Here is a 23,731-nt window from a genome sequence, read left to right on the forward strand (position 1 = left end):
GTATTAGGCGCGCCGCCAGCGTTCGTTCTGAGCCAGGATCAAACTCTCATAAAGGTTCTACTTACATTGGACCCGAGGGCCACCTCTTCAATACACCTTACCTTGCTCATTTCTCGCTCTATTCAGTTGTCAAAGAACCGTTCGCGTTCGTCACGCGAGCCGCGCAATTTACTATGCTCGGCTTGACCCTGTCAAGTGGGTCGGTAACTTTTTTTGATCTGGGTTCCTGAGAATCCGTCGCGGGGATAACAACCGCATCGGCCACTAGGCTGGATCAAACGTGCATCTTTATACCAATCTGGTTTTCTGGAGTCAAGCCTTGCTTTCAATTTTTTATTATCGCAGAGTAATCGCATGAATTCGTGGCTCTCATTGAAGCGGCGCACCCTCTTGAAGCTCACTGGAATTGCGGCTTCCGCGGGCCTCACCGGTGGTTGCGACGCAGTAGGGTCGGTGTTCGGTCGCATGTTTGCCATGCCGCCTCGCGATACAAATTATTTCACACCGAGCAATAAATTTTACGTCGTCAACTACTCCGATTCACCATTCAGCGTCTCACGAGACCTGCGCCAAGACGAATGGAAATGCAGCGTCAAAGGTGAAGTGAAGAAGCCGCTGACGCTCGGTTGGCGCGATGTCCTTAATCGAGACACCTTCGAGCAAGTCTCGACCCTCATGTGCATCGACACACTGCCGGGCGGCGACAGTCTCGGCAACGCGCGCTGGCGCGGCATTTCACTCAAAAAGCTGCTTCTTGAGGCCGGGGTGGACGAAGAAACGACGCGGGACATCGTCTTTCGTGGGGCCGACGGCTACGATGACAGCATCCCGCTTGCGCGGGCGATGCAGGATAACGTCATGCTCGCGTTCCTGATGAACGGAGAAAAGCTCCCGAAGGAGCATGGCTTTCCCCTGCGGCTCATCGTGCCCGGCCTCTACGGCATCAAGAACGTAAAGTGGATCATCGAAATCGAAGCCTACGCCGGAGATTACAAGGGCTATTGGCAACGCAAAGGCTGGACGGACGACGGCACGATCAAGATTTTTTCACGCATCGATTCGCCAGGCCACTATCAAACCCTGCGTGGACCGGAGCAAACCTTCCGAGGCATCGCATTCGGCGGCCCCAACTCCATCAGCAAAGTGGAGATCAGTCTAGACGCCGCAAGAACGTGGGACTCCTGCAAAATCGAAACGCCCATGTCGCCCTTTTCGTGGGTGATCTGGAGCTACAGGTGGCGGCCGACAAAACGCGGCAAGTACCAGGTATCGGTGCGAGCGTGGGATACGGCGGGGCAACTGCAGATCGCCGATATCGTGCGTCCGCAGCCGGCAGGCGCGAGCGGCCTGCACACCATCATCGCGGATGTCGACAACGTGGAGCCGAGGGGAGAGAAGAGATAATACCGAGGAGGATCCAGCTCGACTTCCCGCGCTGGAGATCACAGAGCTTGATGACAGGCAGGTCTCAGTGAGTGCCAGCCCCCTCCGCCCGGGCGTTGGCTACCGTCGCAGCAAAATGTTCCACCAGGGCACGCAGGCCCTTTAGCACCGCATCCGACACTTCCTCTTTCGGACCGTACCCCAAAATCGCTTGATTCCACAGCGGGCTCTGACGACGCTGCGCCGTATACGCTCCGCCCGTGCAGTCCACGTGATAAGCGGCAATATACTGCTCTCCCACTGTCCACACCTCGCATGCAAAGAATCCGAATTGGTGCAGCCGCTCGCCTGCGTCGGCCGATGGAATCCCGGAACCCTCAATCCCTACGCCTGGAATCCTATTGAGCAACGCGAGGCGGGCCAGGTCGGTCAACTCCCCACGCTTGATGCCGAGCCGCTCCGCTGTACCTTGGGTCTGAACCTCCACAGAAGCGAATCTCCTGATTTGTCTGAGGTCCGCGCTTGGAGAGCTTTCGCTCTCCCCGCTGACGCCCGGAGCGGCCGAAACCGGCACCTCGCCGGCGTAGACGGTGAACAGCGCAACAAAGAACCCCCATGCCAGGCTTTTCTTCAACACCATCGAAGCTCCTCTCCGACACTGGTCTGCACTGCAATATCTGCAATGCGGCCTACTCTGCCACATTCCACGAAAGAGTTCATTGGAGAAATATCGTCACGGCCCCATCCAGCGGCAAATGACTCACCCTGACACAACAGCGCCGCCCACACTCCACTCGACTAGCCAACGCAGGCAATGGGAACAACATCGATTGAAGCTCAACTATCGGCGCGATGCTCTTCTGCATTGTGTCATGCTTGGACGGGCCGCCGGAGCTTGCCTCCAGCACGGGAGACCCGAAGAACGGATGGTCCGAAGCGAACCGGCGGAGTCAGTGATGTGCTCCAGGAAGTTGCACACGTTCCGTGTTTTCCCACATCGGTACGGATCTTGACTTGCCCATTCAACCCTAGGGTATCCAACCGATCAGCAACCGCTGATGCACAGAATCCACGCCGCCATAGCACTAGGCATGAAATTCTCCAATTAAAATACGGAGGGACAAATATCTGCAACTCGCGACCCAAATGGCCCTAGTTTAGTGACCTAGAAGTATGGTGAGATTTACCATCCCGGTCCGTATCGATCCACCGGCCCTGAGCATCACCACTCCCAGAGTCGGAAGGTACGAATGAGCCCTGCGATCAGGATTCTCAGCCGCCTCCCTTCTGGGATGCCCCAGACATCCAACTCTTCCCTCATTGCGCTGGAACAGACCAAGCTACTCTTTGGGAATTTTCGCATCGGCGCAATCGCAATTTTTCTCAACGCCGTCTTTCTGACGCTGGCGCAGTGGAACGTGGTTTCCCATCGAGGCGCCGCGCTGTGGCTGGCCTATATGCTGCTGGTGCTCGCCGGCCGCATCGGCCTCTGGTACGCGTACGCTCAACATGGTGCTGCAGACCAGACCTCGACTCCATGGCGAGAGCGCTACATCCTTGGCTCTACCGCCACTGCCATCGGCTGGGGTGCGGCTTCGTTCATCCTCTACCCTCCGGACTCGTTCTTCCATCAGCTGTTCCTGACATTCGTCGTGGCCGGCATGACGGCAGGCGCTGTCGCGGCCCTCAGTCCCATCTTCAGCGCCTATCTGCTGTCGGCGGGGTTCACCGTGGTCCCGCTGATCGGACGGCTTGTCTGGGGAGGCCAGGAACTGCATGACCTCATGGGAGGCATGGTCGTCCTGTTCTTTCTGGCCACAACGATTGCGGCGCGCAACATGAGCCACGCGATTGAGACGGGACTGGCGCTGCGCTTTCAGAATCAGGATCTCTCACAAACCTTGGCCCAGAGCGAAGAAGAGCTTCGGATGCTGCACGAGGCGGGCCCCTCGATGTTCTTCACGCTGGATGAATCCGGTCGGATTCTGAGCGCCAACCGCTTAGTCGTCGACAAGCTCGGCTATTCCGTGGATACCCTGCAGCAACAGCCCATCCTCTCCCTCATCCGTGACGAGGACCGGCCCACCGTGGAGCAGGCCCTCCCCACACTCACGCAGCCCCCCTGGCCCGTCCATCGGTGGCAGGTTCGACTGCGACGAGCGAACGGCAGTGATATTTGGATTGAGGCTGATGCCAGAGCCATCCGTTCGGTCAACGACGGATTGCTCCTCTTTGTCGTCGCCCAAGACGTGACCGAGCGGAAGCGAACCGAGGACGCGTTGCGGGACTCTCAAGAACTCGTGAACTCCATTTTGGAGCATCTCCCGAACATGGTCTTCGTAAAAGACGCGCGAGACCTGCGGTTTGTTCGGTTCAACAAAACCGGCGAGGAGCTGCTCGGCTACTCGCGATCGGAGCTGCTCGGCAAGTCCGACTACGATTTTTTCCCGAAGGCCGAAGCCGACTTTTTTACAGAGAAAGACCGTGAGGTGCTGAAGCACGCGCACTTGGTCGATATCCCCGCCGAGCCGATCCAAACCAAGGAAAAAGGGACCCGGTACCTCCATACCAAGAAGATTCCGTTGCTCGATTCGACCGGGACCGCACGCTACCTACTCGGCATCTCGGAGGATATCACCGAACAACGTGAGGCGCGCGAGCGCCTGGCCCTCTATCGGGAGATCATTTCGAAATCGACCGATGCCATTGTCATCTTCGATCTCTCCGGTCATTACATCGAACAGAACGCTGCAAATCGCCGCCTCCTGGGCTACTCAAACGAGGAGATCGCGGGCAAAAGCCCGGCCATTCATTTGGGTGGAGTGCAGTTTTCCACGATCATGGAATCGCTGACCGGCACCGGTCGATTCCGTGGCGAGGCGCTCAGCACCGCAAAAGACGGCACCAAAATCCCCATCGACCTAAACTGTTTCGCGGTTTTCGACGAGGAAGGACAGCCCATCTGCTACGTCGGCATCAAACGAAACATCACCGAGCGAAAGCTGGCCGAGGAAGAACTGCGCCGGACACACGCCGAGCTCGAACAGCGCGTGGCCATGCGCACGGCGGAGCTGACGGCAGCCTACCATACGCTGCAGAAGGAAGTAAGCGATCGGGAGCGCGCCGAGCAGGCGCTGCGCAGTTCGGCTGACCGCACCATCCGATACCAGCAGGCACTCCTCACACTCGCCAAGGAACAGGCCAGACCGGCGGCCTCAGGACTGCCTTCCGTGCTGCGCCGGATCACCTCCCTGGTCGGCGAAACTCTGGATGTGCAGCGGGTAGGCATATGGCTGTGTGGCACTGACCGAAACACGCTGGTCTGTGAGGACCTCTTCCACCTTCCGACCCGCACACACCAGCGAGGCGCCACCCTGGATGTCCGGGCGACACCGACCTTTTTCACCGCCTTGGAGGAAAGCTCGGTGCTTGCGGCAACGGATGCGCGGTCGGACCCGCGCACGGCAGAGTTCCTAGACAGTTACCTCATTCCGCAGGGCATCACCTCCATACTCGATGCCCCGATTCGCCTCGACGGCCGGGTCATCGGCGTTCTGTGCTGCGAGCATATCGGGCCGGTTCGCACCTGGGCTCCGGAGCATGTCAGTTTCGCCAGCGAGGTGTCCAAGAGCGTCTCGTTGCACATTCAATCTCAGCAGCGACGACAACTGGAGGACCAGTTTCGGCAGGCGCAAAAACTCGAGGCGATCGGCCGCCTGGCGGGCGGCATCGCCCACGACTTCAACAACATGCTCACCGTGGTCCTGGGCTATTGCGGTTTGATCCTGCAGCAATCCACCCCCGCCGATCCACGGCACCGGCAGATCGTGGAAATCCAACGAGCGGGTGAGCGGGCGATGACGCTGACCAGGCAACTCCTGACCTTTAGCCGGAAACAAGTCATCCAACCCCGTCTGCTGAACGTGGCCACACTGGTCACCGACTTGACCAAGATGCTGAAACGGCTGATCGGTGAGGACGTGGAGTTGCAGACATCTCTGAATCAGAGCCTGTCGCTGATATTGGCCGACCCCGGACAACTCGAACAGGCGATCGTGAACCTGGCCGTCAATGCGCGTGACGCGATGCCCCACGGAGGTCGTCTCACCATCGAAGCCATCAATGAGATCGTCAAGGAACCGCGCGCGGTCGATTCAGGCATTCTCCAACCGGGCGACTACGTCAGGCTCACGCTGCAAGATACGGGGATCGGGATACCTGAGGACCTGCGCGGTCAGATTTTCGAACCTTTCTTCACGACGAAGGACCCTGGAAAGGGCACAGGGCTTGGCCTGGCCATGGTGCACGGGGCGGTCACGCAATGCGGAGGCGCCATCGAGGTGCTCACCGAGGAAGGCCTAGGATCTTCGTTCCGACTGTATTTCCCGAAGGCCAAAACCGGTTCCACCGCCAAACCGACCCCGGTCGCAACCCTCCCGTTAACACGCGGCACCGAGGCCATTCTATTGGTGGAAGACGACGAGACGGTGCGGGAGCTGGCGCGAGAAACGCTGATTACGCAGGGCTATTCGGTCTTCGAGGTAGGCAACGGCCTGGAGGCGATTGAATTTCTCGAGAAGTCCCCCTCCCGCATCGACCTGCTCCTCTCGGACACGATTATGCCGAAGATGGGCGGGGTAGAGTTGTTTCAGCGTGTGGCATCGACGCGACCCGACCTCAGAATCCTACTCATGTCGGGCTATTCTGGAGACAAGACCCCTCTGCCGGATTTGGCGCATGCGTCGTTTGCGTTCCTGCAGAAACCCTTCAGTCCCACCGAGCTGTGTAGGAAGGTGCGGGAAGTGCTGGACCGCCGACCAGAGGAAGCAGCCGCGGCATTTGGCTCCGAAAAGGACCCGGTGGGCTAATTCGTCGGGTCAGCCCGCACCGCTCCATTCTCGAAGCTACGGTTCCCCTGCTGACCGCTTCTCGCCAGATTGAAACGTGAAACCTTTCCGCCGATTCCCCACCGACGGCGGTTTGAGAAACTCACGAGCCGACTGCGGCCACAGCTCATTGGCCTCCTCGTCTCGCCTGGGATCTGCATGAACGTGACGGACCGGACGGATCTGTTTTTGTTCCATAACAGCCCTCCATTTCCCGCGGTTCGGAAGCAGCACCTGATTTATTCTCGCACGTCGCCCCCGATTGTCGATACATTTCTTTGATCCGGCGTAGGGGTAAGCCGGGCGACCCACTTTCGGGACACCCCCTTCCACGATCTCGGCCGTTCGTCCGTCGAACTTGACGGCACTCCTTCCCCAAGGTCATGCTGTCGTTTGATTTCTCCCCGTTTCCCGCTGAACTGCGTGCCACGTTTCATGCAGGAGGACACCATGCCACGGATTTCCCTCATCGCACTGGCCCTAGTCTTAATGTTGGCCGGTTGCACGACTCCAACTGCTCCTACGACTCCCCCCACGGACCGTCAGGCCGGGATGGCTCGTGCCCGTATCAGCCAGCCGGTCAGCACGCCGACTCAGCCGACGAGGCGAACGGTCAACTTGCCTGGGGTGCAATTAAGTATCCTCGAAGCCGGTAACGGGGACCCGGTGATCTATGTGCATGGTGTGGTAACGACCAGCAACATCTTTCCGAAGCATGTGGCGGCCTACTCGCCGGCCTATCGTGGCATCGCGGTAGACTTGCGCGGCTACGGCGAGTCCGAGAAGACCCCGAGCGGCTCCAACATCGATCAGTTCGTGGCCGATCTCATTGCCCTGGCGGATCACTTGGACATTCGCAAGCCCGTATGGGTGGGGGTCTCGATGGGCGGGATGATTCTGCAGCGGCTCGCGCTGACCCATCCGGATCGCGTGCGAGCGCTGGTGTTGGTCTCCACGACCGATGGCGCGATGATCCTCGACAAAGACCTCCCCACCATCGGCATAGACCGCGACTACCGGGAGGTCTCAAAACATATCATCGTAGAGAGCTTCCCTGCGGGCACGAACCCTCGCCTATATCAGCCCCTACTGGACCGTATCTCCACCTGGAACGGGGACGTGCTGCGTGAAGCCCTCACCTCGATGTCCCGATTCGATCTCCACGGCCGGCTGACCGCGATCACCGCACCGACCTTGATCATGGTCGGCGCGAAGGATGACGTCGCGACGCCGGCGATCGCCAAGGGCATTCAGAGCCAAATTGCGGGGTCACAACTCGTCGAGTTCGATACGGGCCACTTCATGATGGCCGAAAACCCGGAACAGTTTCAGTCGGTCCTTGGCGCGTTTCTGACGAGCCTCCCGCGCTGATCCATGCGGAGCGGGTTACCCACCGGGCAACCGTCGCGGCCGTCTCGATACAGTCGACGCGAACTCCGCCCCGAGACGGCGGAGTTCCACCTCGCTTAGGTCTCGCCACTCGCCCGGCGACAACTTTCCCAGCACGACCGGCCCGATGGCCACGCGCACGAGCCGGAGCGCTGGATGCCCCACGGCGGCCGTCATGCGGCGGACCTGCCGGTTCATTCCCTCGCGCAGGGTAATCTCAATCCAGCACGTCGGAACGGTTTTGCGAAACCGAATCGGCACGGGCCGTGGCGGCAGTTCCGGCTCAGACTCCAGCATCCGCACCTCGGCCGGTCTAGTCTTCGTCCCGCCCAACAGGACCCCCTCACGAAGCGCTGCCAGCGCGCCCTCGTCGGGTATACGCTCAACTTGCACCCAATAGGTTTTCGGCAACTTGTGTTGCGGGTCCGTGATCTGGTGGGCCAATCGTCCGTCGGAGGTTAGAAGAAGCAGCCCTTCGCTGTCGCGATCCAACCGACCAGCGGCATAGACGCTCGGCACCTGGACGTAGTCGGCCAATGTTGGCCTCCCCTCGGGATCGGTAAAACAGCACAACACGTTATAGGGCTTGTTCAACGCGAGGGTCCTGGGAAGCGCAGCAGGACTAGTGCGCATCAGCACACAACCAACAGACGGGGAAATCCTTCGTTGAAATGCGCGATCACGACAGGGGTAACGAGCGGAGGCTGGTCAGAACAGCCGCTTGAAACGCGCGGCATACTCTTCCGGCGGAACGGAGGTGGGAAAGAAGTTGGACTTTCCCTGAGAAGTAATTCTGGTTCGGACTAGCAGGCTACCGTCCCCCTCCACGGTGAGCTCTTGTTCGGTCGTAGAGATGACGCGAACCGGCTCCGGCACCTGATCGCCTTGCACACGCATGCGTTGGATCACGATGTGATTCGGCTGGCACACCACCCGGTCTTCCGGTTGCAGATCCAACTGGTGTGACGCAATGGTGCCCTCGTGCCGATTGATCAATTCGAGCGTGTCGTCGTGCAGCACCTCGACGCGTTCGGCGCCCTGCACCAATTCCGCCTTCGGCGACAATCCCAGCATAGCGTTGAGCGTCAGCTTGGCATTGCGGTTTCGATAAAAATCGACCGTCCCCGGCAACGCTTCTCCATACAGCTCATAAACTCCACCGATTTTGGGACATTCCGGGGCCGCCAGTGTGGGTTTCAAATTTTGGCTCGGCGGCATGCCCGCAGATTGGCAACCAACCAGCCACAGAAGCGCGGCCGCACCCGCAAAGCGGATTGAGCGCGACCAGCGATGGTCATGTGAGCAAATCACCATACGTGAAGTCTAGCGAAGCGAGCGCAGGGTTGTCCAGGCAGAAAGTCACTCGTATTTCGTGGCGCACAACATTGAACAGAGCGGCTCGACCTGGAACAGGCCCTCCCTGGAGCGAAGCGTCGGCTGCGCCTAATCAGACTTGCACCGACCGGCCCGATGTGATTCCATCGGACTGCACCCGACGACTCCGGACCGTGGTGCGACAGTCAATGTGGAGGCTCGCCATGCGCTGGGAAGGTCAACGCGAAAGCGACAACATCGAAGATCGCCGCGGCATCGCTGTCGGCCGGCCCGGCGTCGGGATCGGCATTGGTGGGCTGGTACTTGTCCTAGCCGTCAGCTTTCTCACCGGGACCAATCCCCTGACGATTCTGAATCTGCTCAACGGTGTGCAAGAGATCACGGCGCCTCCCGTCTCTGACCAGGCCGGCCGCACCGGCGCACCCAGCGACACACTCGGGAAGTTTGCGTCGGTGGTGTTGGCCGACACAGAAGACACCTGGCGCGCGCTGCTTCCAAAGCTCGGCCAGACCTACGAGGAACCTCAGTTGGTCCTCTTTACCGGCGCAGTCCGATCCGCCTGCGGCACGGCCTCAGCCGCCGTCGGTCCCTTCTATTGCCCCAACGATCGCAAAGTCTACCTCGACCTGTCCTTTTTTGATGACATGGCCAAACGGCTGGGCGCCCCAGGCGATTTTGCCCAGGCATACGTGATTGCACACGAAATCGGCCATCATGTGCAAACCCTGTTAGGAGTCGCCGACCAGGTCTCACGGCAGCAGCATCGTGCATCGCGGGCTGAAGGCAACGGGCTCTCCGTGCGAATGGAGTTGCAGGCTGATTGCCTGGCCGGTGTGTGGGGATACCATGCCCAATCCCATCGCAATCTGATCGAGCCCGGCGATTTCGAAGAAGGACTGCGAGCTGCAGCGGCGATCGGAGACGACCGGCTCCAAAAGATGGGGCAGGGCTACGTGCAGCCGGAAAGTTGGACCCATGGGTCCTCCGAACAACGGATGAGTTGGCTCCGACGCGGCCTCCGATCCGGTGATCCCGCTGCCTGCGATACGTTTTCAGCCGGATGATCCCGGTTGGGCTTCCAATTTAGCCTTGCGCTGTTTGAAGACCGTTCTCCCACTTCCCTTTTGGAGGCGCATATGGGTTTGCTTGATTCGTTCAACTCAACCGCCATGGCAGAAGCCCACGCCATTGCGCCCGACCCACCGTGGAAGGCCAAGACCGTCGTGGCAGCAGGCTTGGCGACCGTCGCCGGCCTGGCCGGGTGGATGACCGATCTTGCATCACCGGCCATCGCCCGTTTCGGCGGCAGCTACATCGCCGGCTTCTTTATCGGTTGGGCACTCCGGCGATTCGTGAAGTTGATGGTCGTACTGGGAGCCTTGGCGATTGCCGCGATTGCCTTGTTGAAGAATGCCGGCTGGTGGACCACCGACTGGGCGGCGCTGGAACGGCAAGTCACAGACAACGCAGCCGCCCTACGACGTGGAGCAGAGGGGTTGAAAGACCTATTGACCGGCTACCTCCCCTCCGCCGGCGCAGGTGCAGGGGGAGTCTTTCTGGGTTTCCGAAAGAAATGATCCGGCAAGGCGGTCTGCCTGACGAGAGCCGCTGCATGAACGAGGGCTGACGGTCTTGGTCAAAATCCTGTGCCGATACTGATCCCGCCGCCGCCACGGGTTCCTCCGCCCACCCCGACTCCGCCGAACACGCCCCAATAGGGACTCGGGCCTCGCAACTCGGCGGCGCTCCGGTCTTCCCAGCGATGCAGGTGTTTCACTTCGACCGTGGGGTACCGGTAGTCGGCCTCATCGAGTTTCCCCATGGTCGCACCGGTCACTTCTCCCACGATGGTTACCCGTGCCCCGTCTTTGAGGGTGGCAGGATCAAGGAACGCGTTGTGGATCGCCAGAAACCGCCCTTTTGACTCAGTGCGTTGGAGCACGGGCGCCTCCTCATCGGTCGCCGGGAGCTGAAGGACTTCCAGTTCAGTTCCGCTTTGGAGCGCCTTGGCTCTCAGAACCTCGCCGGCCCAGACAACCATCCGGCCACGATAGGTGTCGGGACTTTCCAGTACCTGCCCAAACGCAATCGACCGATCGATGTGCGGTTCCAGCGATGCTGGAATCACCGGCGCGGCGCAGCCGGCTCCGCCGAGAAAGGACAGAAGACAGCAAGCTGAGAAGAGACGTTTGGTGATGTTCATGGAGTCAGTATAAACGACGCCTTCGCTCGACGCTATCTCACGATCGTGAAATTCTCGCCCACGATGCATTCCCATGCACGCCGAGCATGGATTATACTCGCGCGAGGCCGGTCCCCGACGAAAGGAACATGAGAGCATGATCGCTTCCTCTGTGAGACGAACAGTCTGTGCGGCACTACTGCTTTGTGGGCTCCTCGCTTCGCTTTTTTCGGCCCCTGCCGCCGACGCCGTGGACCCGGCGACACTCGAGCGGGCCAAGCGCGCGACCATCGGCGTGCTGGAAGATACGCAGGACCAGCGCACACCCGACAAGCCCGGGAAATTGCTCGTGCGCGGCACGGGATTCCATGTCCGCGACGGCTATATCGTGACCGCGCGGCATGCCGCCGAAAAGCAGGAAGCCGCCACCGGCACCTTCATTCCCAAGCAAATCCGCATCCTCACGGCGGATCTGCACGAGCTGCCGGCTGAACTGGTTGGAGACAGCGCCTTCATGGATGTCGTCGTCTACCGTATCGTCCAGCAGCATCGCGGAAAGGTACAGGCCGCCGTGCCCTTCTCGAGTGCAGACCCGCTTCCTGGACAGGAAGTCTTCACCGTCGGCTACCCGATGGGCTGGGGACCCACGATGTCGTTCGGCCACTTGGGCAACACCAGCACCTTCTTGCAGACAGTGGACGGCCGATTGATTCAAGCCGACGTGGCCGCCTGCAGCGGCAACTCGGGCGGCGGGCTCTTCAATGAAAAGGGCGAGGTGGTCGGGATTATGCACGCGATCATCCAAACCGAACGGGACGATTCGACGGCCCGCTGCAGCCGCATGGCATTTGCCATTCCCGGCATTCTGGCTGAACGGATCGTGACCGCTGCCCTCGAAGGCAAACCGCTGACGTTTTCAAAGATGGGCGTTCAGATGATGGCTGTGCGTGACGGAACCAGGTGGCGGATGGCGGTGAAAGACGTGGGAGAACCGGCTAAGTCGGCAGGCCTGCAAAAGCACGACGTCATCATCGCCGTGGACGATACCGACATCGACGACGCCGCACACTTGAAGAACTACTTGATCGAGAGAACCAGCCCTGGCCAGCAAGTCCGCGTGAAAGTACGACGTCTCGACACGGACTTAACGTTTACAGTCACCCTCGGCGGGGGATAACCATCCACACCTGTATCACCCCGGCAGCGTCTGGTACCAGCCATTCGCTTGGGCCAGATGCACCGGGGTATCGAACAGTGCCGTCAGTCTTTCCGCAGTCAGGATTTGCTCCTTCGCTCCGTCCGCCCTCACGGCTCCACGCTTCAGCAATACGACACGACTCATCTCGGGCGGAATCTCATGGATATGGTGGGTGACCAACAAGATCGTTTTCCCCTTCGACATGAGCCGGCGAATCGTCGAGAGATAATGGAAACAGGCATGGAGGTCGAGCCCGCTGGTGGGCTCGTCAAGCACCAACACCTCCGGATCATGCACAAGCGCCCTGCCGAGCAGGAATCGACGCTGCTCGCCCGTGGACATTTCGCCGAACGCGCGGTCCTGCAGATGGCCGATCTCCAGTTCCTCCATCACTTCCATTCCACGCACGAGTTGCCCATATCCGAATTCTTGATGCTGGTATGTATCGACACTGGCGAAATACCCCGAGAGGATCACGTTAATGCCGCGGGCTCCGTCGAGGTAGCGGTGCTGAAGATCGTGGGATACCAGACCGAGGCGCTTGCGCAAATCCCAGACGTTCCACCGTTGCTCGCCGAACAGCCGCACCACGGTCTCCTCCCGTGGTGTCGGATGCAACTCCATCGAGAGCAGTTTCAGCAATGTGGATTTTCCTGCCCCGTTGGGACCAAGAATGGCCGTATGCACACCTTCATCGATACTGAGCGAAAAGTCGGTCAAGACCTCGCGATCGCCGCGATAGACGGTGGCATGTTGAACATCGAGGATCCTCACAGGGCAGGCTTTTGCACGGCAACGGCGCCGTTACAAGTGGCGGGCATCAGTTCTCCCGCATGTAGGTATGACGCATGCGACCACTCCCGCAGCACTCCGGTACCGTCGAACGTCAATCGGTACTCGTCGCACCAGGAGCCCAACGTCGACCAGGAACTTTGGCTCATCGGTTCGAGATCTCTCACCTCATACAACCATTGCGCTTCCCCGTCTGACAAAACGGTCACGGAACGCGGCTTTCCCAATTGCGACTGCACATCCTCCTGCGTTGCCTTTCCGGCTGCTACGCGGAGATAGACAGATTCTTTTGGGATAAAGAACGCACACCCGTCCACCATCAGGACCAATCCTACTCCCAGCACCGACAGGAAGCGGTTCATCGACAGCCCCAAGCCAGGTTGGACGCTTCCATCTTACACCTGGACAGGTTCGACGGGTAGGCCGAAGGGAACGTGGTCACCCCGCCCCTGAGAGAATTAGGGGAGAGGGCTATACGGTTCGATAGGGGAAGGGAGGCGAAGGGAACCAACACGCGAACCGATCCAACGACGCCTCACAGGCCGTTGCATCGAGAAAACAGTGCCGTAACCATCGACCGGGAAGGAGAAGAGTCCGCCCCGGTCAGGTGGCTACTCAACCAAATCGAGCTTGATCCGCAATTCCTTGAGTTGGTCGGGGCTGACGCTCGAAGGCGCTTCCGTGAGCGGACATTGCGCCCGTTGCGTCTTGGGGAATGCAATGACGTCACGGATCGAATCGGCCCCACCCAGTAACATGATCAAACGGTCGAGACCGAAGGCAATCCCTCCATGCGGCGGTGCGCCGTATTCCAGCGCCTCCAAGAGGAAACCGAACTTTGCCTCAGCCTGGTCCTTGGTGATCCCGAGCAGGTCGAGAATCTTGAACTGCACGTCGCTGCGGTGGTTACGAATGCTGCCGCCACCGATCTCGCTGCCGTTCAAGACCATGTCATAGGCCTTTGCCCTAGCCTTGAGAGGCTCTCCCTCGAGATGGGACAGGTCCTCGTCCATGGGAGCCGCGAATGGATTGTGCATGAACACGTAGCGCTTCTCTTCCGGCGAGTAATCCAAGAGAGGAAACTCCGTCACCCACAGCGGCTTCCAGGCCTGCTTATCAATGAGGTTCAATTCCTCGCCGAGCAAGAGCCGGATACGGCCCAGGACGTCATGCACGATCGAAGGCTTGTCGGCTCCGAACAGGACCAGATCCCCAGGCTTGGCGTCCGGCAGCGCCGCGGCGAAGGCCTTGGCATCAAGAAACTTGGCGATCACTGACTCCAACTGGCCCTCGGCCGTGATTTTCAGCCAAGCAAGTCCCTTGGCGCCGAAACTCTTGGCCGTTTCCCCCAGTGCGTCGATGCGGCTCCTCGCAATCGACCCACCACCGGCTACGATCAGGGCCTTGACGATGCCGCCTTTCGTGGCGGCATCCTTGAATACCTTGAATTCGCTCCCTGCAGCGAACCCTGTCACATCGTGCAACGGCATCCCGAATCGCAGATCGGGCTTGTCCGATCCGTACCGCCCCATTGCCTCTGCATAGGTCATCCTGGGGAACGGCGTCGGCAACTGCACCCCGCCGGCGTCCTTGAAGACGGAGACGATCATCCGCTCCATGAGCGCCATGACTTGATCGCGATCGACGAACGACATCTCCAAATCGATCTGGGTGAACTCCGGCTGCCGGTCGTTGCGGAGGTCTTCGTCGCGGAAACAGCGGGCGATCTGGTAATAGCGGTCCACGCCGCTGACCATCAGCACCTGCTTGAACAGCTGCGGTGATTGCGGAAGCGCAAAGAAGGTTCCGGGGTTGACACGGCTCGGGACCAAGTAATCGCGGGCGCCCTCAGGCGTGCTCTTCGTCAAGATGGGGGTTTCGACCTCGAGAAATCCTTCGTTGTTCAAAAACCCCCGCACTGCCTGCATAATCCCGTGACGCATGCCCAACAGTTTCTGCATCCTCGGACGGCGAAGATCCAAATACCGATACTTCAAGCGAAGGGACTCCGTGATATCGGCATCATCCTCGATCATAAACGGAGGGGTCTTGGCTTCGTTCAGTATGTCCACGGCATCGACGAAGACTTCGATCTCACCCGTCGCGAGGTTGGGATTCTTGGATTCGTCCGGCCTCGCCATCACTTGCCCGGTGACCGACACGACGCACTCGCTGCGAAGGGCATGGGCCGCCTGATGTACCGTGGCATTGCGTTCGGAGTTGAACACCACCTGCGTGATGCCGGTCCGGTCGCGCAAGTCGATGAACATGACGGTCCCGTGGTCACGACGCCGCTGCACCCAACCATTCAACGTGACCTGCTGCCCGACCTGCGCCTTCCGCAACTCTCCGCACCGATGGGTTCGTACCTTCATGCTGATCTCCGCATCCCTCGTCCGCTCGTATTCCGCCTAGGCCGGCCGGACCCGCGCTCCGGTTTTCGTCCAGCCCGCTCCAATTTCGATTGCCGGGTCGGCCGCGCTTTCGGCTTTGCCCAGGTGGTAGGTTTCGGCTTCGGCGCCGGTTCTTGCCCGGCCTCACGGACCATGCGATCCTCGACATGCTCGCGCAGCCGATTGGCCTCCCGATCAGTGAGAAACCGATAGGTACCGGAAGGCAAATCACCCAAGACCAGCGGTCCCATCCGTACGCGGGTCAGCTTGATCACCGGATGCCCCACGGCTTCCATCATCCGCTTGACTTGGTGCTTGCGGCCTTCATGGATCGTGACTTCCAGCCAGGAATTGCTCTCGGCCTTGCTCACCTTCACTACTTTCGCCGGAGCCGTCACGCCGTCTTCCAGCTTCACACCCCGCTCCAACGCATCAATATCCTCGTCGTTCAACACGCCCTTGACCTTGATCAGGTAGGTCTTTGCGACGTGGTATTTCGGATGAAGGAGCGCCTGCGCTAAGTCACCATTGTTCGTGAGCAACATGAGCCCTTCGCTATCGAAATCCAATCGCCCGACAGGAAATACCCGAACGGTGACTCCATGCAGGAAGTCCTTCACCGTAGGGCGCCCCTCCGGATCGTCCAAAGTGGACATCACGTGCTTTGGCTTGTTGAGCATGAGATACACAAACGGCTGGGCGGCACGCAGATGCTTCCCGTCCACCTTCACGTGGTCTCGCTCCGGATCCACTTTGGTACCGAGCTCGGTCACCACGATGCCGTTGACCGTGACGCGCCCGGCCGTGATCATCTCCTCGGCCTTACGCCGAGACGAAAGGCCGGTGCCTGCGATCAATTTTTGCAACCTCACTTCCACAAATGTCCTTCTATCACGCGTATCTCGTGACTCGAGTGCCGAGAGGAACGGTCCGTTCGGCGCTCCACGCTTCACGAACGATGCTTCAGGCCAGTGCTATTCCCACTCGATCGTGCTGGGCGGTTTGGAACTGATGTCGTAGACGACGCGATTGACGCCCATGACCTCATTGATGATGCGGTTGGACATTCGGCCTAGGACGTCGTAGGGAATCTTTGCCCAGTCCGCAGTCATCCCGTCCAAGCTGGTGACCGCGCGAATGGCGATGACGTGATCATAGGTCCGCTGGTCCCCCATCACACCCACCGTGCGAATCGGCAGCAGCACCGCAAAGAATTGCCAGATCTCCCGATAGAGCCCGGCGCCGCGAATCTCTTGGTCGACGATCACTTCGGCGGCACGGAGAATCTGTAACCGCTCTTTGGTGACGGAACCCAAAACGCGGATGGCTAATCCAGGACCGGGGAACGGCTGCCGCCACACCACTTCGTCCGGCATCCCGAGTTCTTTTCCCAACACGCGGACTTCATCCTTGAACAGTTCTCTAAGGGGCTCGATAAGTTTGAGCTTCATCCTGGCCGGCAAGCCGCCCACGTTGTGGTGCGTTTTGATGGTCGCGGAGGGCCCTTTGAAGCTGACGCTTTCAATCACGTCCGGATAGAGCGTCCCCTGGACCAAGAATTTGATGCCCTTGAGCCGCTTCGATTCCGCTTCAAAGTTTCGGATGAAGAGCTTGCCGATCGTCTTCCGTTTTCGTTCGGGATCGGTCACGTTCTTCAAGGCCGCGAGAAACTGCGTGGTCCGATCCAAGAAGTGGAGATCCATCTTGAAATGCGCGGCGAAGGTCTTCTGCACCTGTTCACCTTCACCGGTACGGAGGAGGCCGTTGTCGACGAAGACACAGGTCAGCTGATCGCCGATGGCCTTGTGGGTGAGGACAGCCGCAACCGACGAGTCGACTCCACCGCTCAGCGCACAAATCACTCGGTTTTTGCCGACCTGTTCACGAATCTGTTCGACGGCCGACTCGACATAGGACCGCATGGTCCACGAGGCCTTGCAGGCGCAGATATCGTAGACGAAATTGCGCAGGATTTGAGTGCCTTCAGACGTATGCGCCACTTCCGGGTGAAATTGCAGACAGTAGATCCGCCGCTTCTGGTCGTCCCGCTTCATCGCCGCGACGGGGGAATTGTCGGTGTGCGCAATCGAGCGGAAGCCCGGAGGCATGCGCTCGATTCGATCACCGTGGGACATCCAGACGGTAGTCGACCCAGCCTGTCCGATACCCTTGAAGAGATCCGACCCGTCGTCGATTCGCAATTCAGCCCGGCCATATTCGCGGTGGGGCGCTTTGACGACTTCACCACCCGAGAGATGGGTCACAAGCTGCATGCCATAGCAGATGCCGAGAATGGGGATTCCCTGATCGAACAACTCTTTGGGGACCTGTGGGGATTTCTTGTCGTAGACGCTGGCTGGCCCGCCGGAAAGGACGATGCCTCGTGGGCGATAGGCCAAGATCGTGGCGAGGGAGGCCGTGCAAGGCAGGATCTGAGAGTAGACTTGCGCCTCGCGGATGCGTCGGGCGATCAGCTGCGTATACTGAGATCCGAAATCGAGAACGAGGATTCTATCGTGCCAGAGTTCCATGTAGTCGTATCTCGTGAAGCGTGAGTCGTCGTTCGGCTAGTGAGGGAATCTGAATTGCGAGATACGCTTCACGAGGAACGGTTCACGCGGGGCTATTCCCAATCCATACGGTAATTGGGTGCTTCCTTGGTAATGATGACGTCGTGCACGTGGCCTTCCCGCAGACCGGCGACCGTCTGTCGGATGAATCGAGCGCTTTTCTGCATGTCCGCGATTGTCTTGCAACCGCAGTAACCCATGCCGGACTTTACGCCGCCGACCAGTTGATAGACCACCGCCGCCACCGGTCCCTTGTAAGGCACGCGGCCTTCGATGCCTTCTGGAACGAGCTTCTGCACCGGGCGGCCTCCCTGGCCGTAGCGATCGCCGCCGCCTCTCTCCATCGCTCCGATGGACCCCATACCGCGGTAGACCTTATAAGTTCTGGCCTGATACAGCACGGTTTCTCCAGGCGATTCCTCGGTGCCGGCCAACAGGCTGCCGAGCATGACCGCCGAGGCCCCGGCTGCAAGCGCCTTACTGATATCGCCTGAATATTTGATCCCGCCATCGGCAATAACGGGAATTCCGGTCCCGGACAGAGCCTTCGCGCAATCGGCAATGGCCGTCAGCTGCGGCATGCCGGCGCCGGATACGATACGGGTCGTGCAGATGGAACCGGGCCCAACGCCGACCTTCACCGCATCGACTCCAGCCTTCATCAAGTCCTTGGCTGCTTCAGCCGTCGCAATGTTGCCGGCGACGACTTCCAGTTTGGAGTGCAGCTTCTTGACCATTTTGACCGTGTCCAACACCGCCTGCGAATGTCCGTGGGCGGTATCGACGACGACAAGGTCCACTCCGGCCTTGACGAGCAGATTCACCCGCTCTTCGGTCTCCGGGCCAACGCCGAGGGCGGCCCCGACACGCAGACGCCCATGCGTATCTTTGCAGGCATTCGGATATTTGATGCGTTTTTCGATGTCCTTGATCGTGATCAACCCCTTCAACTCGAACTGCTTGTTCACGACCGGCAGCTTCTCAATCCGATGTTCATGGAGAATCTCTCGAGCCTTCTCCAAACTAGTACCTTCCGGCGCCGTGATGAGCTTGTCACGCTTCATGACTTGAGAGACCTTCAAGTCCATGCGAGTCTCGAAGCGCAGGTCTCGGTTGGTCAGGATGCCTACGAGCTTGCGATTCTTGGTGACGGGAATACCGGAGATGCGGTACTTCGCCATGAGGCTGTGGGCGTCGCGGATCGTCTGATCCGGGGAAATCGTGACGGGATCGAGAATCATCCCGCTTTCGGATTTCTTGACCCGATCGACTTCCGCGGCCTGGTCCACGGGAGACAAGACCCGGTGAATGATCCCGATCCCACCTTCTTGAGCCATTGCAATAGCAAGCCTGGCCTCAGTGACGGTATCCATCGCGGCGCTGACGATGGGAATGTTGACTTGAATGTTTCGGGTGACGACGGTACGGGTGTCGACTTCGCTGGGTATTACCTGCGATTTGGCCGGCACGAGGACGACGTCGTCGTACGTCAACCCAACCCGAATCTCCTTATCCAACATTAGCCGCTCACCCTTCCCGAGCCCACCATGCGCGATGGTGATATGCCCGCCAGCTTCGTTCTTATAGGACCAGGCTGCCTCGCAGAACGGTCGGTGAGACCATCCCACGCTCACCCAGTTCTAAACCTGAGTTCCCTTTTCCACCTTCTCTAACTCCGCTGCCGCTTCCGCCACTTCCTGCAGGCGCTCACTACCTTCGTCCGCCGGCATGAACTGCTGGACGCGGGTGTTTCCGCTGTCCACCACGTACACGCTGCCCCTGGAGTCGACCGCCAACCCGTAGGGGAAGTTGAACTGTCCTTCACCGACACCGAACCCGCCCCACTGAGTGATGAAGTTACCCTCGCGGTCGAATTTTTCTACGCGATGGTTGCCCGTATCGGACACATAGACATCGCCTTGGGCATCGATCGTCACACCCCACGGAGACCGCAACTGCCCTGCCTCTTGGGCCAACGGGCTGCTCGCGTGACCGGCTTCTGAACTGCCGCCCCACTTGGTAATGAGCTGGGGGAGGACGTTCGTGCTGGTGTCGAACTTCTGGATGCGGTGGTTGCCCATATCGACGACATACACCATCCCATCCGACTGATCGACGGCAATTCCGCGCGGGAAGTAGAACTGGCCGTCACCATTACCGAAGGTACCCCACTGCATGATGAACTCGCCGGTCATGTCGAATTTCTGTACTCGGAAGTTCGCGCTATCGACAACATAGATATACCCGCGCACTCGGTCGATCGCGATGCCCCAAGGCGCGTTAAACTGACCTTCGCCGTTGCCGCGCGAACCGAACTTCATCAGATAGCCGCCCAACTTCCCGTCAAACTTCTGCACCCGATGATTGTTGGTATCGACGACATACACATCCCCCTTGGCATCGCACGCGATACCGGTTGGGTTGTGGAAATTGGCGTTGGCCGAGCCAAAGTTTCCCCACAGGATGATGAAGTTGCCGGCACTGTCGAACTTCTGAATTCGGTTGTTGCCGTTGTCGACCACAAACAGGCTGCCCTGCTGATCGATAGCCATGCCGTACATCGGGGCCATGAACTCGCCCCCATGCAGCAACGAAGCACCGCGGCCCGGTTTTCCCCACCTGGATACACAAAGATACCCGGAGGTGTTGACCAAGATAGTCGCGCTGGCCGGCGTCGAGATGTTGTTCCCAATGTCCTTGAACCAGACGAAGATTGTCTTTTGCCCGTCGCTCGGCGACAGAATGAACGGAATGGTCGCGCCGAACTTGATCGCCGGCGTGACATCGACCCATCCCGGCGTGCCGGACATCGGAGTCATCGGGTTTTCGGAAATGAAGTAGGCCCCGACACCCGTGTCCAAGTCATTCGCAGAGATGGTCACAACCACTTCAGGGGAATTGGTCATGAATGCGCCATGGTTGATGACGGCGTACGGGTTTTGCGGCGCAGTGATGTCGATGAGGACCGGCATTGCCGTGACTTCCTCCGACACACCACTCTCGGTCTCATCCTCATAGACAGCCGTCAAAACATAGAAATAGGACTGGTCGTTCGTAAGCCCTGAGTGGTTGTAGGGACTCGACACGCCCTCAATCTTTGTCCCGCTATCGATCGTGATGTTCGGCTGCGTGTGGAAGTAGAGGTTGTAGGACACCGCGCCTGGAACGTCCATCCAGCTCACGAAGGTTTCAGTGTCACCGGCCTTGATCGCGACATTACGCGGTGCCGGGTACTTGGTCGGCTCCTGGGCCTTGGTCTTGTCTTCCTTGCCGCGGTTCAGCTCTTCGTCCGTTGGTATGTACTTGATGACGCGGTGATTTCCGCTGTCGACCACATACACCGCCCCTTCCTTGTCCACCGCCACGCCGGACGGAAAATTCAACTGCCCTTCCGTCTTACCGCGGTTTCCCCAAGCACACAGGAAGGTGCCGTTGCCGTCGAATTTTTGAATCCGATGATTGCCTTGATCGACCACATACACGTTTCCAACCGCATCGCAGGCCACACCCCACGGTGACTTGAATTGGCCCGGTCCGCTGCCCTCGCGTCCCCACTTGGCCAGAAAGCTGCCGCGCTGATCGAACTTCTGGATCCGATTGTTCCCTTCATCGGCTACGAAGATATTGCCGACGAAATCGACCGCCACACCGCGCGGGAAAAAGAATGCGCCGTCGAAGCTGCCGTCTCGCCCCCACTTCAAGAGAGGGGACCCGTCGCCTTTGAATTTCTGAATGCGTGCGTTGTTCGTGTCGGTAACGTAGATGTTGCCCTCTTGGTCCGTCGTAACCCCCCACGGCGCATCAAACTTATTCATGTCGGCACCGCGCCAGGCAAACCCGAACTTGCCCCAAGCCTTCATCGGATTACCGTCCGCATCCAACCGCTGTACGCGGTTGTTCCCGGTATCTGCGATATAGACGTGGCCGTCGGCATTCGTCGTCAAGCCTCTTGGGTAATAAAACCCGCCCTCATCCGTACGTGGTTCGCCGCCCCAGCGCCCGATGAACTTGCCGTCTTTGTCGAATTTCTGGATGGAGTGATTGTCGGTGTCCGCAATATAGATGTTGCCGTCCTTATCGATCGCAATGCCGGTCGGGGAGCTCATTTCCCCGTCGTCCACCCCTTCCTGGCCGAAGATATTGGCAATCAGGTAGGGAGCGGGGATCGCCATGACTTCCTGCGACTCGAGGCTCTCGCCCTTTGAGGTTACGACTGTGACGACATAGTGGTAGCAGCTGCCGTTGGCCAGGTCATCGTGCACGAACGGGGACTGTGCTCCCTCCAGGCACGTCGCCTTTTCTTTCTTCACGCCGATGACTGTTTTGAAGTCATCAGGCCCAGCAATGGGACGGGTGAGCTCAGAAAACTTGATCTGCACCCCTTTCGTCGTCATGAAATACAGGTTGTAATACATGGCGTCCGGCACGGGGTCCCATGAAACAGTCACGCGCCCATTGCCCGCCTTGGCCGTCACTCCGGTTGGCGCTGGAGGAAGTTCCTCCTCCTCGGCAACGGAGTCTCCGGCGCCCCACTCACTCTGGCCGCTGTCAGCCGTGAGAAGATGCCGGTCGAACCGAAAGAATTCGTCGAAGAGCCAGGCCTTGATCATGGTGTTCCTCGTGATACGAAATTGGTGAAGATTAGCGGATGTTTCAATAACTTAGATCGGGCAGTCTAACAAAGCGAAAAGAAGGGAGTCAAGGTAATGGACAGCGGCCTTGGGACCTGCGGCTCAGCAGAAGCGATCCGCTGCAACGCCTTGCTGGACATGGCGTTCCAATTGATTCCTGGTAGGTGGCGTCCCCCCCAAAGCCGGATGGATACATGTCCAGCATCTGACTTAGCCTCAGCTTTCTCGACAACTGAGGCCGACTCGTCGTTCGCGTTCTGTAGCAGACTTAATCGGAGGTGTACCATGTGGTCGACGAAAATCATTCTAGCGTCCATCGCCACGGGTTTCCTGCTCGCACCCTATGTTCAAGCAGCCGAGTCATCTGAGGTTGAAATGTGGGAATGCTCGGGGCCGGACGGGACCACGCTCTATACGAATAAGGAGCGTCCCGGTTGCCAACCGAAATCCCTCAAGGCCCTTTCAATCGTTCCCTCTCCGCCGGATTTCCCGCTCATCCCCCTGGTCAGCGGACATCCAACCCCGCAGCTCCCCCGCCCCGACTGGTATTCCTACGACACTCCAATCGGAGCCCTTCGCAACATGCGGCAAGTCCCCGATTGGAGTCGTGATTGGTACGCCAGCAATGCTCAGGGAGGGCCGGTTCAGGTTGAGGTCTGCAGCATGTATATGGAGTGGTTGAACCTGAATCAGAAGACGCGCGGGGGGATGTTCTACGGAACTGATCCGTCGTATGGAGGCGATCCGTCGACCAGGCACTCGCGGACACCCGGCAACTCCTTCGCAGACAACGCCCGCTACCAGGCCCTGAACCACATTTTCGGAGCAGGTTTCGTCCCCATCGGTTGCCAGTAGGCTAAACGATCACGTGATTGCTCCGGAAGGCATCAGCATCGAGGATGCCTTCCGGAAATTCCTTAGCCCTATGGAAGGAAAGAACGCACCCGCGGCTGGCGAACAACCGGTAGAATC

At 59.2% G+C, this 23,731-nt stretch carries 18 protein-coding genes; 7 read left to right on the plus strand and 11 right to left on the minus strand.

Annotated features, from left to right (window positions below; genetic code table 11):
* Positions 1-354: 354 nt before the first annotated feature.
* Positions 355-1,404 (plus strand): molybdopterin-dependent oxidoreductase, encoded by a 1,050-nt coding sequence (locus KF814_17090; GenBank protein ID MBX3237861.1) that lies wholly within the window; start codon positions 355-357, stop codon positions 1,402-1,404.
* 64 nt (positions 1,405-1,468) lie between these two features.
* On the opposite strand, the gene KF814_17095 is transcribed toward KF814_17090, so the two are convergent.
* The gene (locus KF814_17095; GenBank protein MBX3237862.1) at positions 1,469-2,023 is read right to left on the minus strand and encodes a hypothetical protein; all 555 of its coding nucleotides are present in this window, start codon (positions 2,021-2,023) and stop codon (positions 1,469-1,471) included.
* A 610-nt stretch (positions 2,024-2,633) separates the two neighbouring features.
* Here KF814_17095 and KF814_17100 point away from each other — a divergent pair.
* Positions 2,634-6,251: a PAS domain S-box protein gene (locus KF814_17100; protein ID MBX3237863.1), complete on the plus strand. Its 3,618-nt coding sequence runs from the start codon at positions 2,634-2,636 to the stop codon at positions 6,249-6,251.
* 468 nt (positions 6,252-6,719) lie between these two features.
* On the plus strand, positions 6,720-7,640 hold the full coding sequence (locus KF814_17105) for an alpha/beta hydrolase (GenBank protein ID MBX3237864.1): 921 nt from the start codon (positions 6,720-6,722) through the stop codon (positions 7,638-7,640).
* Between the two features lie 15 nt (positions 7,641-7,655).
* On the opposite strand, the gene KF814_17110 is transcribed toward KF814_17105, so the two are convergent.
* Both KF814_17110 and KF814_17115 read right to left on the minus strand, forming a co-directional pair.
* Positions 7,656-8,291 (minus strand): pseudouridine synthase, encoded by a 636-nt coding sequence (locus KF814_17110; GenBank protein ID MBX3237865.1) that lies wholly within the window; start codon positions 8,289-8,291, stop codon positions 7,656-7,658.
* A gap of 75 nt (positions 8,292-8,366) precedes the next feature.
* Positions 8,367-8,858 (minus strand): hypothetical protein, encoded by a 492-nt coding sequence (locus tag KF814_17115; GenBank protein ID MBX3237866.1) that lies wholly within the window; start codon positions 8,856-8,858, stop codon positions 8,367-8,369.
* A 338-nt stretch (positions 8,859-9,196) separates the two neighbouring features.
* Between KF814_17115 and KF814_17120 the strand changes: the two genes are divergently transcribed.
* Together KF814_17120 and KF814_17125 are read left to right on the plus strand one after the other, a co-directional pair.
* On the plus strand, positions 9,197-10,057 hold the full coding sequence (locus KF814_17120) for a zinc metallopeptidase (protein MBX3237867.1): 861 nt from the start codon (positions 9,197-9,199) through the stop codon (positions 10,055-10,057).
* Between the two features lie 72 nt (positions 10,058-10,129).
* Complete coding sequence (locus tag KF814_17125; protein MBX3237868.1) at positions 10,130-10,570, plus strand: hypothetical protein; 441 nt, start codon at positions 10,130-10,132, stop codon at positions 10,568-10,570.
* Between the two features lie 59 nt (positions 10,571-10,629).
* On the opposite strand, the gene KF814_17130 is transcribed toward KF814_17125, so the two are convergent.
* The gene (locus KF814_17130) at positions 10,630-11,196 is read right to left on the minus strand and encodes a Slp family lipoprotein (GenBank protein MBX3237869.1); all 567 of its coding nucleotides are present in this window, start codon (positions 11,194-11,196) and stop codon (positions 10,630-10,632) included.
* A gap of 136 nt (positions 11,197-11,332) precedes the next feature.
* Between KF814_17130 and KF814_17135 the strand changes: the two genes are divergently transcribed.
* Positions 11,333-12,352 carry a trypsin-like peptidase domain-containing protein gene (locus KF814_17135; protein MBX3237870.1) on the plus strand — a complete coding sequence of 340 codons (1,020 nt, stop codon included), beginning with the start codon at positions 11,333-11,335 and terminating at the stop codon, positions 12,350-12,352.
* A gap of 15 nt (positions 12,353-12,367) precedes the next feature.
* Here KF814_17135 and KF814_17140 read toward each other — a convergent pair whose 3' ends face one another.
* The 7 genes from KF814_17140 to KF814_17170 all read right to left on the minus strand — a co-directional run bounded on the left by KF814_17140 (position 12,368) and on the right by KF814_17170 (position 22,738).
* Positions 12,368-13,147 carry an ATP-binding cassette domain-containing protein gene (locus KF814_17140; protein MBX3237871.1) on the minus strand — a complete coding sequence of 260 codons (780 nt, stop codon included), beginning with the start codon at positions 13,145-13,147 and terminating at the stop codon, positions 12,368-12,370.
* Positions 13,144-13,527, minus strand: a complete 384-nt coding sequence (locus KF814_17145) for a hypothetical protein (GenBank protein ID MBX3237872.1) — start codon at positions 13,525-13,527, stop codon at positions 13,144-13,146. Before KF814_17145 ends, KF814_17140 begins: the two co-directional genes overlap by 4 nt.
* Positions 13,528-13,776: 249 nt before the next feature.
* Positions 13,777-15,540 carry an aspartate--tRNA ligase gene (aspS, locus tag KF814_17150; GenBank protein ID MBX3237873.1) on the minus strand — a complete coding sequence of 588 codons (1,764 nt, stop codon included), beginning with the start codon at positions 15,538-15,540 and terminating at the stop codon, positions 13,777-13,779.
* Positions 15,537-16,436, minus strand: a complete 900-nt coding sequence (locus tag KF814_17155; protein ID MBX3237874.1) for an rRNA pseudouridine synthase — start codon at positions 16,434-16,436, stop codon at positions 15,537-15,539. The genes aspS and KF814_17155 overlap by 4 nt, the downstream gene beginning before the upstream one ends.
* 96 nt (positions 16,437-16,532) lie before the next feature.
* A complete protein-coding gene (gene guaA / locus KF814_17160; GenBank protein MBX3237875.1) occupies positions 16,533-18,089 on the minus strand; it encodes a glutamine-hydrolyzing GMP synthase in 1,557 nt (518 codons plus the stop codon).
* 92 nt (positions 18,090-18,181) lie between these two features.
* Positions 18,182-19,648 (minus strand): IMP dehydrogenase, encoded by a 1,467-nt coding sequence (gene guaB, locus KF814_17165; protein MBX3237876.1) that lies wholly within the window; start codon positions 19,646-19,648, stop codon positions 18,182-18,184.
* Between the two features lie 120 nt (positions 19,649-19,768).
* Complete coding sequence (locus tag KF814_17170) at positions 19,769-22,738, minus strand: SMP-30/gluconolactonase/LRE family protein (GenBank protein ID MBX3237877.1); 2,970 nt, start codon at positions 22,736-22,738, stop codon at positions 19,769-19,771.
* Between the two features lie 306 nt (positions 22,739-23,044).
* Between KF814_17170 and KF814_17175 the strand changes: the two genes are divergently transcribed.
* Positions 23,045-23,614 carry a hypothetical protein gene (locus KF814_17175; GenBank protein ID MBX3237878.1) on the plus strand — a complete coding sequence of 190 codons (570 nt, stop codon included), beginning with the start codon at positions 23,045-23,047 and terminating at the stop codon, positions 23,612-23,614.
* Positions 23,615-23,731 lie beyond the last annotated feature (117 nt).

Source organism: Nitrospiraceae bacterium, assembly GCA_019637075.1.
GTDB lineage: Bacteria > Nitrospirota > Nitrospiria > Nitrospirales > Nitrospiraceae > JAHBWI01.